This window comes from Sneathiella glossodoripedis JCM 23214, assembly GCF_000616095.1.
Taxonomy (GTDB): Bacteria; Pseudomonadota; Alphaproteobacteria; order Sneathiellales; family Sneathiellaceae; genus Sneathiella; species Sneathiella glossodoripedis.
Window position 1 is genome coordinate 89,894 of the sequence record NZ_BAMS01000003.1, and the last position, 15,681, is coordinate 105,574.

The window sequence follows — 15,681 nt, forward strand, 5'->3', positions numbered from 1 at the left end:
CATCTAGCGCGATGAGGCCGCGGTCGATTTGTCAGTTTTTTGAGGGATGTTCAGTGCGGAGCGGGCGCATTCGACAATCTGTTCTGCGTTCAACCCGGCAATGTCATACATCTTTTTGATATTGGCTTGATCAATATACTGATCGGCCATGCAAAGCGGACGAACTTTCAGGTTGCCATCAAGCAGTCCTGCATGGGCAAGGAATTGCATGACATGGCTGCCAAAGCCGCCGATTGATCCTTCCTCTATTGTGATCAGCAGATCATGGTTCTGTGCAAGATCGGTGACAAGATTTTCGTCCAGTGGCTTACAAAAACGGGCGTCAGCAACTGTTGTAGAATATCCCATCTCGTCGAGCGTTTCTGCTGCAAGCTTCGCCTCTTCAAGGCGGGTACCAAACGAGAGAATTGCAATGGTGGAGCCTTCGCGCAGAATGCGCCCTTTGCCGATTTCAAGGATTTCAGCTTGTTCGGGCAAATCGACACCAACTCCTTCACCGCGCGGATAGCGGAAGGAAATCGGACCTGCATCATAAGCCGCCGCAGTTGCCACCATATGAACCAGTTCAGCTTCATCCGCTGCAGCCATGACAACCATATTGGGCAATGTTGCAAGATAGGTTGTATCAAAAGAGCCTGCATGTGTTGCGCCATCAGCGCCAACCAGTCCGGCGCGATCAATGGCAAAACGGACCGGCAGGTTCTGAAGAGCGACGTCATGAACAACCTGATCATAGGCGCGCTGCAGAAATGTAGAATAGATGGCAACAAATGGTTTAAGTCCCTCGGTTGCCATACCTGCGGCAAATGTAACCGCATGCTGTTCGGCAATACCAACATCGAAACAGCGCGCAGGAAAGGATTTGGCAAACTGATCCAGACCGGTGCCATCTGGCATGGCCGCGGTAACAGCTACGATCTTCTCATCGCTGGTGGCCTCCTTAATAAGCTTTGCGCAAATACTTTTGTGTAAGACGGCGCATTGGGGGTCGCTTTGGCCTGAGCGCCGGTAATGACGTCAAATTTGGCAACGCCGTGGTATTTATCTGCAGCGGCTTCCGCGGGTGGATATCCTTTGCCTTTTTGTGTGACACAATGGATAAGGATTGGTCCGTTTCTGGCATCGCGGGCGTTTTTAAGGACCGGTATCAGATGTTCGAGGTTATGACCGTCGATGGGACCAACATAATAGAAGCCAAGTTCTTCAAATAAGGTGCCGCCCGTCATCATGCCGCGGGCAAATTCTTCAGCGCGTTTTGCAGTTCGCTCAAGCGGATCGGGAAGACGGGCTGCAATCTGCTTCATGACTTCGCGAAGGCTGCGATAGGAGCGCCCGGAGAGAAGCCTGGACAGATAAGCGCTCATTGCTCCTACTGGCGGCGCAATTGACATGTCGTTGTCATTGAGGATGACGATCTGACGGCTGTCCATAGCACCTGCGTTATTCATGGCCTCATAGGCCATGCCCGCGCTCATGGAGCCATCACCGATCACGGAAACCACATTGTTTTCCCGACCGAGAATGTCGCGGCCAACGGCCATGCCAAGCCCGGCGGATATGGACGTGGAAGAGTGGGCCGCACCAAATGGATCGTATGGGCTCTCCGAGCGTTTGGTAAAGCCGGAAAGTCCACCTTCCTGACGGAGGGTGCGAATTCGATCGCGCCTGCCAGTGAGAATTTTATGGGGGTAACACTGATGTCCGACATCCCAGATCAGGCGATCTTCGGGTGTGTTGAAGACGTGGTGGAGGGCGACGGTCAGCTCGACCACGCCAAGGCCGGCTCCCAAATGTCCACCGGTGACTGAAACAGCGCTGATGGTTTCCTGCCGAAGTTCATCTGCAAGCTGTATGAGCTGGTCCAGCGTGAAGTCCCGCATATCACGGGGTTCCTTAACCTGATCCAGTAATGGTGTTTCAAAAGTTTCAGTCACGTAACTACTCGTCGTTATTTTTTGCGCTGCACGGTGAACTGCGCAGCTTCGCGGAGCAGTTCAGCAGAATTTCGGAACATGGACAGATGGCCGACAGCTTGGGTCGCCAGCATGTTGGCATGGATTTTCGCCTTTTCCAAACCCATCAGCGAGACGAATGTCGCCTTTCCAGCATCCACATCCTTGCGGGTGGCCTTGCCCATTTCTTTGCTTTCACCTTCCACGTCCAGAATGTCGTCGGTAATCTGAAAGGCAAGACCCAGATCATGCGCATAGGCTTTTAACGCTGAAATCTGACCAGGTGCGGCATGTCCAAGAATGGCACCTGCTTCGCAAGCAAAGGAAATCAGCGCACCGGTCTTAAGTTGTTGCAGCCGGGTAATGACGGGCATGGAGACTTCATCCGCATCGGCGTAAATATCCATGGTTTGCCCGCCAACCATTCCATGAGCGCCGGACGCGATGGCAAGTTTATGAACCAGCGCAGCGCGAACACTGCCGGATGGATGGGTTTTGGGATCTGCCAGAACCTGAAAGGACAGGGCCTGTAGCGCATCACCGGCAAGAACGGCGATGGTTTCGTCAAATTTTTTGTGCACTGTTGGCATGCCGCGGCGAAGATCGTCATCATCCATGCAAGGCAAATCATCATGGATGAGCGAATAGGTATGCATCAACTCCAACGCAGCGGCAACGCGCACAGAATATTCGCGGGCGACATCAAACAGATCAGCGCACTGTATGACTAAAAACGCACGCAGCCGCTTACCACCGGAAAGAGTGGCATAGCGCATGGCATCATGCAGGCTCTTTTCAGGACCGGTTCCCGTTGGGAGTAACTTGCCAAGTTCTTCTTCCATCAGGTTTGCAGTTTGCCGAAGTGCAGCAGAAAACGTATCTTCCATCTATGCGTTCCAGATTCCAGTACTTAAAATTACAGATTAATCAATCTGTGTTGGTTCCGTGCTGAGCGTGCCATTTTGCGAGACGATTTTTTCAACCCGATCCTGTGCGGAGCGGAGTTTTTCCTCGCAATGCTGTTTAAGTAGGGAGCCGCGGGTATAAATGTCAATGGACTGATCCAGATCCACTCTGCCAGAATCCAGCTTCTCGACGATCTGTTCGAGCTCTTTAAGCGCGTCTTCGAAACTCAGTTGTTGGATGTCTTGCGGTATCGTGGTTGTTTCAGGCATGGCTTCTCCTTTTCGGGGACCTTATACTCTTCCTTTAGTCGTCTAGCAACGCTTTCACGTGGGTTTTGGCACTTTGGGCCAAGCCCAGCAAATCATATCCTCCTTCCAGAAGGGATACGATCCGGTTTTCGCAACATTTATTTGCAATTCGTTTGAGCTCTTTGGTGATCCAGTCATAGTCTTCCTCGACCAGATTTATATTGGCAAGCGGATCTTTGTGGTGGGCGTCAAAACCAGCGGAGATTATGAGCAGCTCAGGGTTAAATTTTTCAAGGGCGGGCAGAACATGTGAGGTCATTGCGTCGCGAAAGGCGGTGCTGCCGGAGCCTTCCTCCAGTGGGACATTCACAATATTGCCAACACCGGTTTCATGGGCGTGCCCAGTGCCTGGATAAAAGGGAGGGGCCTGATGGGTCGAGCCATAAAACAGATTCTGGTCCTTTTCAAAAATATGCTGGGTTCCATTTCCGTGATGTACATCAAAATCAATAACCGCAACGCGTTCAATTCCATATTTTTGGCGGGCATAATAGGCAGCGATGGCGGCATTGTTGAAAAGACAGAAGCCCATGACCTGATCTGCTTCTGCATGGTGTCCTGGCGGGCGTGTTGCGCAAAACACATTGGCGTCTTTTTCCGTCATGACAATATCAACTGCATCAATGGCCGCGCCAACAGCACGCAAAGCCGCTTCGTAGCTGCCCGGTGACATGAATGTGTCCGGATCAAGCTGAACGATCCCCGATGCGGGGCGCCTGTCTTTAATATTTTGGACATGTTCCTGAGTGTGAGCCAAAAGAAGAAGTTCTTCGTTTGCCAAACTGGCTTCATGGCGCTGAAGTTCTGGAAAAGTTTCTTCATCCAGATATTGCATGACCATTCTCAAGCGATCCGGCCGTTCGGCATGTTCGTATCCAGTATCGTGGAACAGGCAGTTCCGATGCGAAATTAAATGGGTGGCCATAAGCAAAACCTGTTGTCGAAATTGATCCTTTGGTAGAAACTATGTGCCAGATTTTCGGCGTAAATTCAATTTCTGTCGTCGGACATCCAATAATAGATAAGAGCGAAAGTCGAAAATGAAGATCATCAGCCAGTTGGTTATCATAAGTATAATAGGCGCTGCTGGCTACTGGGGCTGGGAGAACAGGGAAAGTCTACCCTTTTTCTCGCAGGAGGCAGAGCAGTCGCAAACCCAGAAACGCCCGGCTAGATCTGTCCCTGTGATTGCGACCAAGGCCCGATTAATTGACCTCAAACAAACGGTAACCGCCGTTGGAACCCTGCAGGCGAACAAGTCCATAGACGTAACAGCGAAGGTAACAGCCAAGATCAAAGAGCTGTCCTTTGAGGATGGACAACAGGTGAAGCAAGGAGCGGCTCTTGTCCGTCTGGATGATACCGAGGCCCGGGCGGAACTTGCTGAGTCGCAGGCGGAACTGGACAACAGCCGAAAACTCTACGAACGGGCGCTTAAATTGCTGAAAAGTGGGAATACGCCAAAAGCCCGCGTGGATTTACTGTTGTCTGAAATGCAGGTGGCAGAGGCCAAAGTGCAGGCAGATCGGGCCCGACTTGATGATTACATTATTCGCGCCCCCTTTGCAGGAGTGGTTGGCTTTCGTGATGTCAGTGTTGGGGCTTTGGTGCGCCCAACGGATGTGATTACGACACTTGATGATATAACCACGCTGAAGCTTGATTTTGATCTGCCAGAAAAGAATTTGGCAGAGGTAACTGTGGGTCAGATGTTTCAGGCCAGCAGTGTTGCGTTCAAGGATGCAATATTTCAGGGTACGGTTAGCAGCATTTCGACCCGTGTTGATCCGGTCACACGGGTTGTTCGGGTGCGTGGCCTGATTGAGAATGACAAGCGACTGTTGAAGCCGGGAATGTTTCTCTCTGTCAGTTTGCAAACCGGAATGCAGCGAAACGCGGTCATGATACCTGAGCATGCGATCACCGTCTCCGCCGCCGGGCATTTTGCATTCACGGTTGAAAATGATCTTGCGGTGCGCAAACCCGTTACCGTAGGCCAGCGTCAGAAAGGTGGGTGCAAATCGTCAGTGGGCTCCAGCCAGATGCAGTCGTCATTGTCGAAGGGTTGCAGAAAATCAGGGACGGTGGGCCAGTTAAAGTGACCATCGAAGATGATAATCAGGCGCATCTTCAGGAGGGCGGAGCTACGCAATGAAGCTTTCAGAACTTTCGATAAAGCGCCCCGTACTGGCAATCGTCTTTTCGCTGGTACTTGTTCTGTTTGGATTGTTTTCATACCAGAGTTTGAGCGTTCGCGAATATCCGAATATTGATCCGCCAAACGTGTCGGTTACAACAACCTATGTTGCGCATCTGCCGAAATTATCGAAAGTCAAATTACCCAGATCATTGAAGATGCGATCGCCGGAATTAGTGGCGTAAAGCGTATCAACTCAACCAGCCGTGAAGAATCATCTTCAATAAATATCGAATTTGATATCGCTCGGGATATTGAGTCTGCAACCAACGATGTGCGGGCTCGGGTTTCACGCGTCCTCGGTCGGTTGCCTGATGAAGCTGATGTTCCGCGTATTTCCAAAACTGAAAGTGACGCTCGGCCAATCATGTGGTTGTCGCTTTCCAGTGACAGGATGAACCCGCTGGAGCTTACCGATTACGCTGAGCGAAACCTTGTAGATCCTTTGTCTACCGTCAATGGTGTTGCGCGTGTGCGGGTTGGCGGAGGCAGACGTTACGCCATGAGAATCTGGGCTGATACAGAAGCTATGGCAGCGCGCAGTCTTACCGTTCAGGATATTGAGAACGCCATTCGAGCTCAAAATGTGCAACTGCCATCAGGACGTATCGAGTCTTTGAACCGGGAGTTCAATATCCGGACGAAATCCAACTTGACGACACCGGAAGAGTTTCGGGCGATTATTTTACGCAATGACGCGGCCGGGTTGGTGCGGCTTGGGGATGTAGCACGGGTTGAGATTGGCGCCGAAAATGAACGCACGGCTCTTCGTATCAATGGTAATGATAACGTGGGATTGGGAATTATTCGCCAGTCTGGATCCAATGTGCTGGAAGTGGCGGATGGTGTTAAAGCCGTCGTCAATCGCTTGCAATCAATATTGCCGCAGGGCGTCACGCTGAAAGTATCCTATGATCAGTCCATATTCATTAGCCAGTCAATCAAGGAAGTTTTTATTGCGCTTGGCATTGCGATGGCTCTGGTTGTGGCGGTCATTTTCCTGTTTCTGCGCTCCATTCGGGCAACATTTATTCCTGCGGTCGCGATCCCTGTTTCCATCATTGCAACGCTAACGGTGCTTGCAGCGCTTGGATATTCTGTGAATGTCCTGACATTATTGGCGTTGGTACTCGCAATTGGTTTGGTGGTGGATGATGCCATCGTGGTTCTGGAGAACATCCACAGACGCATTGAATTGGGGGAACCTCCTTTATTGGCAGCGAACAGGGGAGCGAAACAGGTCGCTTTTGCTGTGATCGCGACAACGATTGTCCTGATTGCGGTTTTTCTACCTATTTCGTTTTTGGAAGGGACAACGGGTCGTCTGTTCCGCGAATTTGGTGTTGCTGTAGCGGCGGCTGTCATGTTTTCCAGCTTTGTAGCACTGTCCTTGACGCCCATGCTGTGTTCAAAGCTTCTGGTGGAACAAAAGAAAGAAGGCATTTTTTACAATTCGACGGAATTTCTGTTCAAGGCGCTGGAGCGGGCCTATCGATTTGGCTTGGGCGTCGCTATCCGTTTCCCGGTTCTGGTTATTGCGGTAGCAGGTGGGGTAACGTTGGTTTCCTATAATCTGTATGAAGCGCTACCCAAGGAATTTGCACCTACTGAAGACCGGGGCTATTTTTTCATTCCTGTCAAAGCGGAAGAAGGGGCCAGCTTTGACTATACTGAACGCAATGTTCGGAAAATTGAGGAGATCCTCAACCCACTCGTTGAAAATGGAGAAGCGCAGAGTGTGTTTGCGTTGGTTGGCAGTTTTTCTCGCCCCGGCCCGGTAAATTCAGCTTTCATGTTTTCCCGGCTTGTTTCCTGGGAGGACAGGGAACGTTCTCAACAGCAGATTGTGTCTTCGATTTTCCCGTCATTGTTGTCGGTGCCAGGTGTCAGGGCCTTCGCGATCAATCCAAAGAGTTTGGGGCAGCGTGGTTTTAGCGCGCCGGTTCAGGTTATTGTGGGCGGGCCTTCCTATGCAGAGATTGATGAGTGGGTCGATCGGGTGATTAGCCGCGCTGAAGAAAATCCAAACCTGCTAAACCTGACGAAGGACTATTCTGAAAAACAACCACAAATCAAAGTGTCTATTGATCGGGATCGGGCGTCAACTTTGGGCGTAACCATTGAAACAGTTGGTCGTACGCTGGAAGCCCTGATGGGCAGCCGGGTTGTTTCGCGCTTTGAGCAAGGGGGCAAGCAATATGATGTTATTTTGCGCTCGCAAGCAGAGGATCGCACGACACAGGATGATTTGAACAAGGTTTATGTTCGATCCGGCACAACCGGGAAGTTTATCCCGCTGAGTAATTTCGTTAGCCTGACGGAGACAGCAGGCGCCAGCGAGCTCAAAAGAACTGATCGATTGCGGGCTATTCGACTGGAAAGTTCACTGGCCGATGGGTACACCCTGAATGAAGCAGTTAATTACCTTGAGCAGCTTGTACTGGAAGAAGCCGGGGATGAGGCACGTATTTCCTTTGGCGGGTTGAGCCGAACTTTCAAAGAATCCAATCAGGCCATGCTGTTTACATTTGTGACGGCTTTGCTCGTTGTTTTTTTGGCGCTTGCTGCGCAATTTGAAAGCTTCATTCATCCAGTCATCATTATGACATCAGTGCCGCTGGCCATCACCGGAGCACTCGGCGCTATGCTGTATTCCGGAATTTCGCTGAATGTTTATAGCCAGATCGGGGTGATCATGCTGATCGGGCTCACAGCGAAAAACGCTATATTGATCGTGGAATTTGCCAATCAATTGCGTGAAGAGGGATTGGCTTTAACAGAGGCTGTTGTGGAAGCATCGGTCATTCGCTTACGTCCCATACTGATGACGACAATTTCAACTGCATTGGGTGCAGTTCCTCTCGCTCTGGCGACAGGTGCTGGTGCGGAAAGCCGCGAGGCAATTGGGATTGTGATTATTGGTGGCGTTATTTTTTCAACAATTCTCTCGCTTGGTGTTGTGCCCGTTTTTTATCTGTTACTCGCGCGGTTCAGCAAACCAACCGGATATATTGCAGACAGGCTCAAACAACTGGAGCGCAAGCATGCGGATGTTGAAAACTAGGCATTCAAGTTGCGGACACCATTTAATACAATTTTTAACGAAATTTTAAGTTAAGGTTATCTATTTTCACTGCAAAAGCGCTGCGATTTTAATCGTTTAGCGTGTTTAGATGGGGTGGGGCGTCGAGTATACGCGCCAGTTAAAGAAAGAAAATAGATGGCTGCGCTGCCGTTAAATACCAGTGCTTGTGTGACATTGTCTGTCGTATCAGATGACCCTCTGTGCGCTGAACAACTGCTCTCTTTTCTGACAGACCCCGCAATATCTGTAAGCAACGCAATTGTGACTGAAACCGGGATGCTTCCGTCTTTGTCAGTACAAAGCGATGTTGTATTGCTTATCGTCAACTCACCCGATATTGCCCCCGTGATTGCGGGTATAAAAACAGCCAAAGTTTTGCGCGGAACTCTTAAAATTCTGGTTCTTGACAGGTCACCAACTGTCGAGAGAGCTGTGGAATTCATGAAATGTGGGGTGAGTGACTACACTGAATTTCATGAAGACAAGGCCGGTGAACACGCGGTGAGGGTGGAGCAGGCGTGTCTTGATATTCTTTTTGATATTCCCGAGCCTGCGGTACTAAGGGGAAGTAACAAGCCTCCCGAGATTTTGAGTTTACATCGCAAAGTACAGAAAGTTGTACGAGCGGCAAAAGAATTATCCAGCTGCCGAACATTGCAGGCTGTGTGTGAACGGCTTCTTGAGACTGTAGGAGATGCGTTGGGCGCAACTGGTGGCAGTCTATACCTTCAGGATGGTAATATTTTGCGCCGGGCGCATACATTGGATCCGGGGCATGCGCCGGAAATTCTGGAGTTGCCTCTGCCAACAGGTTCCCTGTTTGAGCAGGTCTATAGCAGCAAAGAGCCTCTCATTATTTCCGAGAGCAGTGAACTGCCCGGAGAATACAGTAGTGGATGGCAGGGATATCAGGGCGAAAGTGTTCTCGTGTATCCTCTGGTCGAACGCTCTGGAGAGTTGATAGGCCTCTTTTCACTGCATGGCAAGAAGCGGGATATTTTCACCAAGGATGATCGCGATCTGGTGCTTATTCTGGCGGCATATAGTCTCGAGACTATTCGGGCGCTTCTGGTTCAGGAACGGCTGCAGGAAGCATTCAATAGTCTGAGTATGACTTTTGAGAATATGAGCGAAGGCATCATTCTTCTGGATGAGGAGCGCAGAATTGTACAATGCAACCAAAATGTTGCCCGCATATTGCGTTTGTCCGAAGATGAGCTCGCCTCCGGAACATCGATTGTTGAGTTGTGCTCATCCTTGTATGCGCGCGGTGACAGTACAGAGAAGGCCAACGGAGAAAACCCTTGGGATGCTGCTGCCGGTGATTTCTCTTACGAGCATTATTGCAATGACGGTGCAGTGATCAGGTTCTCAGGCAAGTTGTTGGAGAACGGTGCGAATGTACTGACCATCAGCGACATTACCGCCCAGAAAAACTGGGAAACAGAACTGTGTCTCGCTAAAGACAAGGCAGAGGCCGCCAATGCGAGTAAAACGAATTTTCTGGCAAATATCAGCATGAACTTCGAACCCCGTTAAATGCGATCATCGGATTTTCTGAAATGATGCGCAGCGAGGTTTACGGTGCGCTTGGCCATGAAAAATACGATGAATATGTTGCGTATATCAATGACAGTGGATCGCATCTGTTAAGTCTGATCAACAACCTGCTGGACCTGTCAAAGGCCGAAGCTGGAAAGTTCAAGCTTCATAAAACGCAGCTAAATCTGTCAGCACTGGTCGCAAATATAGTTGCCTATTTCCGGCATCAAAGTGAGATGGCCGGGGTTGCTCTCGTTTTAAAAGGGGATGGTTCGCAAGGCAATATAGAAGCAGATGAGAATGCTGTCAGACAGATTTGTTATAACCTGCTTTCCAATGCGATCAAATTTACCCCAAGAGGCGGTTCCGTCACGATCGAGCTGACTCAGGAAAGTGATGGGCGGGCAACTATTGCTGTTAGTGATACCGGCATTGGCATGGATGAGAAATCCATTGAAACAGCGCTTCAACCTTTTGGTCAGGTTGAAAATGCTTTTAACCGGAAATATGCGGGAACCGGTTTGGGTCTTCCCCTTGTCTCTTCGTTATGTGAGCTTCACGAAGGTGAGTTTAATATTACAAGTCGGCCGGGCTTCGGCACAACCTGTATTGTCAGTATTCCGGGGGGTTAGTTGTCGATTTCGGCGTCGGTATTTACGAGATTTACGCAAAAATTGACGAAGACATGGCTGCTTAAATTCGTGAAACGGACAGCAAGAACATTTTGATCATCATGGCGAACGACCGTTCCAGTGAATTCACCCATGTCCTCAAGATCATAGACATCGATCTGCCCTTGGACTTCATCACCGCTATTAAATTTTTTAGCATCGTAGAAAATGCTGAACCCGTCCGGGGACCAGTCTTTGACCAGATAGGGTTCGTTATCAATAATCAGCACTACTTTTTGCGTGGAGTTCCGATAGTATTTCCGCCGATTGTCGTTGATGTGTGACGGTGGCATGGGTATCCCGTATTAAAAAATTGTGATTGCACAGAACCACTGATATCTTGCAAATTATCATCCGATGAATAGGTTGATGGATATACTCTCGACCAGAGATTCTAATATTTTGTTAATTTCTAATGGACAAAAATATGTCTAATTCCCAAAAAACGCTTCTATTGAGCGGTGCAAGCCGCGGAATCGGACATGCGACTGTTAAGAGATTCAGTGCGGCTGGCTGGCGTGTGCTGACAATCTCCAGACAGGCTTTTTCCGAGCATTGCCCTTGGGAAGGCGGTGAGGAAAACCACATTCAACTTGATCTGGCGGATGTGGCTGCCTTGCGCGTGGGAATTGAAACGATCAAGACAAAATTGAAGGGCGCCCCCCTAAACGCCCTTGTCAATAATGCCGGAATTTCTCCCAAAGGCCCGTCGGGTGAGCGGTTCAATACGCTCAATTCCGACTACGAGGACTGGCTGCATGTCTATAACGTCAATCTGTTTGCGCCGTTGATGCTGGCGAAGGGATTATTTGACGAACTGGTTCAGTCAAAAGGAGCAATTGTCAATGTGACATCTATTGCGGGTAGTCGGGTACATCCTTTTGCGGGTTCCGCTTACGGGACTTCAAAAGCTGCGCTTGCAGCATTGACGCGGGAAATGGCCGCCGATTTTGGGCCGCATGGCGTTCGGGTAAATGCGATAGCGCCAGGTGAGATTGATACATCCATCCTGTCGCCGGGGACCGAAGAGCTGATTAAAGAGTTGCCGTTGAGGCGTTTGGGCCGGCCTGAAGAAGTGGCCTCCACAATATACTTTCTGTGTGATGCTCCATCATCCTACGTTACAGGCGCGGAAGTTCATATCAATGGCGGGCAGCACGTTTAGTGCCGCCGCCAGACTTTGATGAGATGTATTAGACTTCCTCTCGCCAGTTATTGGCAGTTACAATTTCTTCAAGGCGATCCAAGGCTCGTTTGTATTTTGCAAACATATCCCTGATTTCATCCTCGGTAATGATGAGAGGAGGGCAGAGCGCCAGATTGTCACCTGCCACGGAGCGACTGATCAATCCTTCTTCCTGCATAAACTGATAAGCGGTTGGTCCTGCAGCCAATTTCGCTGCGAAAGATCGCTTGGTTGATTTGTCAGCCACCAATTCTGCGGCCCCGACCAGACCGCAAACCCGCACCTCCCCGACGAGGGGATGGGATTCAAGATCTTTGAAACATTTTTCAAACACCGGTGCAACGCTGCGGACATGTTCGACAATGTTCCGCTCTTCCATCAATTCAAGTGTCCTGATGGCGACAGCCGCGGGTACTGGATGTCCAGAATAGGTATATCCATGGGCAAAGTTTCCATGTTTTTCACTCTGTCGGACCATTTCCTGAAATATTTCTTCGGAAATCATGACGGCAGCTATGGGCAGGTAAGCGCTTGAAAGGGCCTTGGCGCAGCTCAAAATGTCCGGTTTCATACCCATTGTCTGGGTACCCCACATATTCCCGGTTCGCCCAAAACCACAGATAACCTCATCTGCAACGAGCAGAATGTCGTATTTTTTAAGAACCTGTTGAATTTTTTCAAAATAACCCTTGGGCGGAACAATCACGCCGCCAGCGCCCATAACCGGTTCGGCGATGAAAGCCGCCACCGTATCCGGACCTTCTTTCAGGATCAGTTCCTCCAACTCCTGCGCCAAACGCGTTGAGAAGTCTTCTTCGCTTTCACCATCATGGGCGAAGCGGTAGTAATGGGGACAACTGGTGTGCAGAATATTCTGAATGGGTAGATCAAAGTCGTTATGCAGAGGAGGAAGCCCTGTCAGGCTGGCGGCTGCGACGGTAACCCCATGGTAGGCTTTCTGCCGGCTGATGATTTTCTTCTTCTTGGGAAGATTGCGTGAATTGTTGTAGTACCAGATCAGTTTGACAACTGTATCATTGGCTTCTGATCCCGAGTTGACAAAGAAGACCTTTGAAAAATCAGCAGGGGCAATTTCCAATAGTTTCTCTGCGAGTACAATTCCGGGTTCGGTCGATTTGCTGGCAAAAGAGTGGTAGTAGGGGAGCTTGTGCATCTGCTTTACTGCTGCGTCGATAAGCTCCTGCTCTCCAAATCCAAAGGATGTACACCACAGACCTGCCATACCTTCGATATACTCGCGACCATCGTCATCATAGACATAAATTCCTTTTCCGGTTTCTATGATGAGCGGTCCGGTTTTTTCATGAGTAGAAAGATTGGTATATGGGTGGATCAGACTTTTGACATCACGACTGGCAAGTGAGTTTCCCTCGCGTAAATCCGGGCTGCTCATGACTATTCCCCTTTAGATGTTTGATGGGTTGTTATTGGCAACGAGGCTAGACCTCATCTGTAACCTCGTCAATCGATGATCTTGGTTGTGCAGTCAGATTTTTCATGAATAATGAAAGAAAAAACGGGGGACCAATGACAGAGCTTGAACTGACTTCCACAGATGGCCTTAAGCTGCATGTTTACAAGTGGCTACCGGAGACAGAACCGGTTGCAATAATTCATATTGCCCACGGTATGGCTGAGCATGCCAAACGCTATGAACGTTTCGCCAAAGCCCTTAACGCGGCAGCTTCGCCGTTTATGCGGGGGATCATCGCGGGCATGGCAAATCGGTACCACAAGGTGAGACGCCCGGGCACATGGCTGATAGCTATGGTTGGTCTAAAGCGGTTGACGACCTGCGTTTGATTAATCAGGAAATAGTGAAAAATCATGCGGGGCTTCCTGTCATACTGATGGGGCATTCCATGGGGTCATTCATGACGCAGGATTATATGGCGCGCTATCCAGATACAATTCAGGCGGCGGCCTTGTCGGCGACAAATGGCCCGCCGGGAACGCTTGGAAAGCTGGCGCAGTTGGTGTCTCGTATTGAAAAGCTTAGAAATGGCAATCAGGGCCATAGTACTCTGCTCGCCAATATGTCATTTAAAGCGTTCAATAAAGCCTTTGCCCCTAACCGAACCGAGTTTGACTGGTTGAGCCGGGATGAGGATGAGGTCGACAAATATGTGGCTGATCCACTGTGCGGGTTTGACTGTTCAATCGCCACATGGATCGGGTTGCTTGATGCCATGACACGGATTGCTTCTGATGACGCCATGGTCAAGATGAACAAGGACATGCCGATTTACGTATTTTCAGGTACGGATGATCCCGTGGGTGAAAAGACCAAAGGCGTCAAGCGGCTGCTTAAGCAATATGAAAAGCACGGATTTACATCGGTTACCCATAAGTTCTATGAAGAGGGTCGCCACGAGCTGCTGAACGAGACTAATCGCGATGAGGTAACTGCGGATTTGATCGAGTGGTTAAAGACCGTGATCCGCTAGTCAATCCGCTTGAGGTTGCGGCGGTGATAATCTTTGCGCTGCCTTTTCCTTGATCATTCTGGATGTCATTCGTGAGCCATCTTCACTCCACCCGGGAGGGCCAAACATATACATGAATGCCCCTTTAACTGTTTTTGCTTTGGTGACATCGCTAATGATGCCCCACCATTCGTGAAAGGCGATAACGAAGGGATTGAAGCTGGCGATTTGTTTGACGATCCCGTACCGGCAAGGCTCGGATTTGTCCTCCTCAACGAAGGTCCCGAATAGCCTGTCCCAGATAATGAGGATCCCGGCGTAGTTTGCATCCAGATATTTGGCGTTTATGGCGTGGTGCACCCTGTGGTGAGAGGGGGTGTTAAAGAAAAACTCGAAATGCCTTGGCATTTTGTCGATGGCTTCTGTGTGTATCCAGAACTGATAGACGAGGCTGACCCCCTGCTGAAAAGCGATAAGAGGCAGAGGAAAGCCCAAGAAAGAGAGAAGCAGCCAGGGCGTCCAGGTTCCAGCAAAACCACCCGTCCAAGTTTGTCTTAAAGCTGTAGAGAGATTGTAATATTGCGATGAGTGATGGTTGATATGGGCTGCCCACCAGATCCGATGCTCGTGACTCAAGCGATGAAACCAGTAATAGCAGAAATCCTCCGCAAAGAAGATGAGGACAAATGCATACCATTGGTAGCCAAATTCAAAAATTCTGTATTCGTAAACCCAAAGGGATACGGCGGCGACAAGGCCAAAGTTGAGAAACCCAATCGCAAAATTACCAAGCCCCATAAAAAGGGACGCGGCACTGTCACGGGTTTCATACCGTGATTTTTCAGGCCGAAATCTACCAATAAGAGCCTCGAGTATAATCAGAAGGACAAAGGCAGGTATGGCAAATGTTACAGGATCAGGTAACGTCATGAGGCTTCTTTCATGGCAAATACGGGTGACCAAAGTTCGAATTCATCGTGGTTCTGAAATTCAAATGCAAGCGGTGGGTGGGCCAGTCCCTCTCTGGAGATAATTATCTTGTCAGCCTGAATTTGCACGGATTTGAGATTTTGCAGCTGTTGCAAAACGAGTTTTTCCCCAAAGGCCCGAATTAAAAATATGGCTTCATTTTCTTCGCAATGGATCAGGGCGGCAGTCGATTTTTTGTTTATGGATAAAAACCTGATCGTAAAGTCTGGCTCGTTTTCCATGAAAAACTTCTTAACCGCTTCTTCATTCAACTCGGCCTCTCTGGCACCGCTGATTAGACGGATTATTGCAACAAGGAGAAGGACAGCAATTGCTGCACCGCCAAGTAATATATGTAAGTCTATCTGCAAAAATTTTACCCTGATTTTTCTTGAGTGTAGCAGATTTTAGGTTGTTG

Annotated in this window: 12 protein-coding genes and 3 pseudogenes; 7 read left to right on the forward strand and 8 right to left on the reverse strand. The window is 49.5% G+C overall.

Annotated features, from left to right (window positions below):
- Positions 1–3: 3 nt before the first annotated feature.
- From dxs to JCM23214_RS12705, 4 genes and pseudogenes are all read right to left on the reverse strand, one after another.
- Positions 4–1,880: pseudogene (gene dxs / locus JCM23214_RS26740) on the reverse strand (1-deoxy-D-xylulose-5-phosphate synthase).
- 68 nt (positions 1,881–1,948) lie between these two features.
- Entirely contained in the window at positions 1,949–2,839 is an 891-nt protein-coding gene (locus JCM23214_RS12695) for a polyprenyl synthetase family protein (RefSeq protein ID WP_025899265.1), read from the reverse strand.
- Between the two features lie 36 nt (positions 2,840–2,875).
- On the reverse strand, positions 2,876–3,127 hold the full coding sequence (locus JCM23214_RS12700) for an exodeoxyribonuclease VII small subunit (RefSeq protein WP_025899266.1): 252 nt from the start codon (positions 3,125–3,127) through the stop codon (positions 2,876–2,878).
- Between the two features lie 34 nt (positions 3,128–3,161).
- Positions 3,162–4,091, reverse strand: a complete 930-nt coding sequence (locus JCM23214_RS12705) for a histone deacetylase family protein (protein WP_025899267.1) — start codon at positions 4,089–4,091, stop codon at positions 3,162–3,164.
- Between the two features lie 115 nt (positions 4,092–4,206).
- On the opposite strand from JCM23214_RS12705, the gene JCM23214_RS12710 reads away from it, so the two are divergent.
- The 4 genes and pseudogenes from JCM23214_RS12710 to JCM23214_RS20705 all read left to right on the forward strand — a co-directional run bounded on the left by JCM23214_RS12710 (position 4,207) and on the right by JCM23214_RS20705 (position 10,622).
- Positions 4,207–5,268 (forward strand): efflux RND transporter periplasmic adaptor subunit, encoded by a 1,062-nt coding sequence (locus JCM23214_RS12710; protein WP_025899268.1) that lies wholly within the window; start codon positions 4,207–4,209, stop codon positions 5,266–5,268.
- A gap of 49 nt (positions 5,269–5,317) precedes the next feature.
- Positions 5,318–8,427 (forward strand): annotated as a pseudogene (locus tag JCM23214_RS20700) (efflux RND transporter permease subunit).
- A gap of 156 nt (positions 8,428–8,583) precedes the next feature.
- On the forward strand, positions 8,584–9,987 hold the full coding sequence (locus JCM23214_RS22585; protein ID WP_051548163.1) for a PAS-domain containing protein: 1,404 nt from the start codon (positions 8,584–8,586) through the stop codon (positions 9,985–9,987).
- A gap of 8 nt (positions 9,988–9,995) precedes the next feature.
- Positions 9,996–10,622 carry a sensor histidine kinase gene (locus tag JCM23214_RS20705; protein WP_304945157.1) on the forward strand — a complete coding sequence of 209 codons (627 nt, stop codon included), beginning with the start codon at positions 9,996–9,998 and terminating at the stop codon, positions 10,620–10,622.
- Here JCM23214_RS20705 and JCM23214_RS12725 read toward each other — a convergent pair.
- Positions 10,619–10,954, reverse strand: a complete 336-nt coding sequence (locus JCM23214_RS12725; RefSeq protein WP_025899269.1) for a PilZ domain-containing protein — start codon at positions 10,952–10,954, stop codon at positions 10,619–10,621. The two genes, JCM23214_RS20705 and JCM23214_RS12725, sit on opposite strands and share 4 nt — an antisense overlap.
- 134 nt (positions 10,955–11,088) lie before the next feature.
- Here JCM23214_RS12725 and JCM23214_RS12730 point away from each other — a divergent pair, with 134 nt between their 5' ends.
- Positions 11,089–11,826 (forward strand): SDR family NAD(P)-dependent oxidoreductase, encoded by a 738-nt coding sequence (locus JCM23214_RS12730; protein WP_037493643.1) that lies wholly within the window; start codon positions 11,089–11,091, stop codon positions 11,824–11,826.
- A gap of 28 nt (positions 11,827–11,854) precedes the next feature.
- Here JCM23214_RS12730 and JCM23214_RS12735 read toward each other — a convergent pair whose 3' ends face one another.
- Positions 11,855–13,261 (reverse strand): aspartate aminotransferase family protein, encoded by a 1,407-nt coding sequence (locus JCM23214_RS12735; RefSeq protein WP_025899271.1) that lies wholly within the window; start codon positions 13,259–13,261, stop codon positions 11,855–11,857.
- 134 nt (positions 13,262–13,395) lie between these two features.
- Here JCM23214_RS12735 and JCM23214_RS24680 point away from each other — a divergent pair, with 134 nt between their 5' ends.
- Together JCM23214_RS24680 and JCM23214_RS20710 are read left to right on the forward strand one after the other, a co-directional pair.
- Positions 13,396–13,671, forward strand: coding sequence for an alpha/beta hydrolase (locus JCM23214_RS24680; RefSeq protein ID WP_199899585.1), 276 nt, complete (start codon positions 13,396–13,398; stop codon positions 13,669–13,671).
- Positions 13,611–14,315: pseudogene (locus tag JCM23214_RS20710) on the forward strand (alpha/beta fold hydrolase); the annotation flags it as partial. The gene JCM23214_RS24680 and the pseudogene JCM23214_RS20710, both read left to right, overlap by 61 nt.
- On the opposite strand, the gene JCM23214_RS12745 reads toward JCM23214_RS20710, so the two are convergent.
- Positions 14,316–15,224, reverse strand: coding sequence for a sterol desaturase family protein (locus JCM23214_RS12745; RefSeq protein ID WP_025899272.1), 909 nt, complete (start codon positions 15,222–15,224; stop codon positions 14,316–14,318).
- Positions 15,221–15,634 carry a hypothetical protein gene (locus JCM23214_RS12750; RefSeq protein ID WP_025899273.1) on the reverse strand — a complete coding sequence of 138 codons (414 nt, stop codon included), beginning with the start codon at positions 15,632–15,634 and terminating at the stop codon, positions 15,221–15,223. The genes JCM23214_RS12745 and JCM23214_RS12750 overlap by 4 nt, the downstream gene beginning before the upstream one ends.
- Between the last annotated feature and the right edge of the window lie 47 nt (positions 15,635–15,681).

Excerpts from the sequence above, each read along its gene's own strand:
- JCM23214_RS12695 (WP_025899265.1), bottom strand. The coding sequence starts at position 2,839 with ATGGAAGATACGTTTTCTGCTGCACTTCGGCAAACTGCAAACCTGATG.
- JCM23214_RS12700 (WP_025899266.1), bottom strand. The coding sequence starts at position 3,127 with ATGCCTGAAACAACCACGATACCGCAAGACATCCAACAACTGAGTTTC.
- JCM23214_RS12705 (WP_025899267.1), bottom strand. The coding sequence starts at position 4,091 with ATGGCCACCCATTTAATTTCGCATCGGAACTGCCTGTTCCACGATACT.
- JCM23214_RS12710 (WP_025899268.1), top strand. The coding sequence starts at position 4,207 with ATGAAGATCATCAGCCAGTTGGTTATCATAAGTATAATAGGCGCTGCT.
- JCM23214_RS22585 (WP_051548163.1), top strand. The coding sequence starts at position 8,584 with ATGGCTGCGCTGCCGTTAAATACCAGTGCTTGTGTGACATTGTCTGTC.
- JCM23214_RS12725 (WP_025899269.1), bottom strand. The coding sequence starts at position 10,954 with ATGCCACCGTCACACATCAACGACAATCGGCGGAAATACTATCGGAAC.
- JCM23214_RS12730 (WP_037493643.1), top strand. The coding sequence starts at position 11,089 with ATGTCTAATTCCCAAAAAACGCTTCTATTGAGCGGTGCAAGCCGCGGA.
- JCM23214_RS12735 (WP_025899271.1), bottom strand. The coding sequence starts at position 13,261 with ATGAGCAGCCCGGATTTACGCGAGGGAAACTCACTTGCCAGTCGTGAT.
- JCM23214_RS24680 (WP_199899585.1), top strand. The coding sequence starts at position 13,396 with ATGACAGAGCTTGAACTGACTTCCACAGATGGCCTTAAGCTGCATGTT.
- JCM23214_RS12745 (WP_025899272.1), bottom strand. The coding sequence starts at position 15,224 with ATGACGTTACCTGATCCTGTAACATTTGCCATACCTGCCTTTGTCCTT.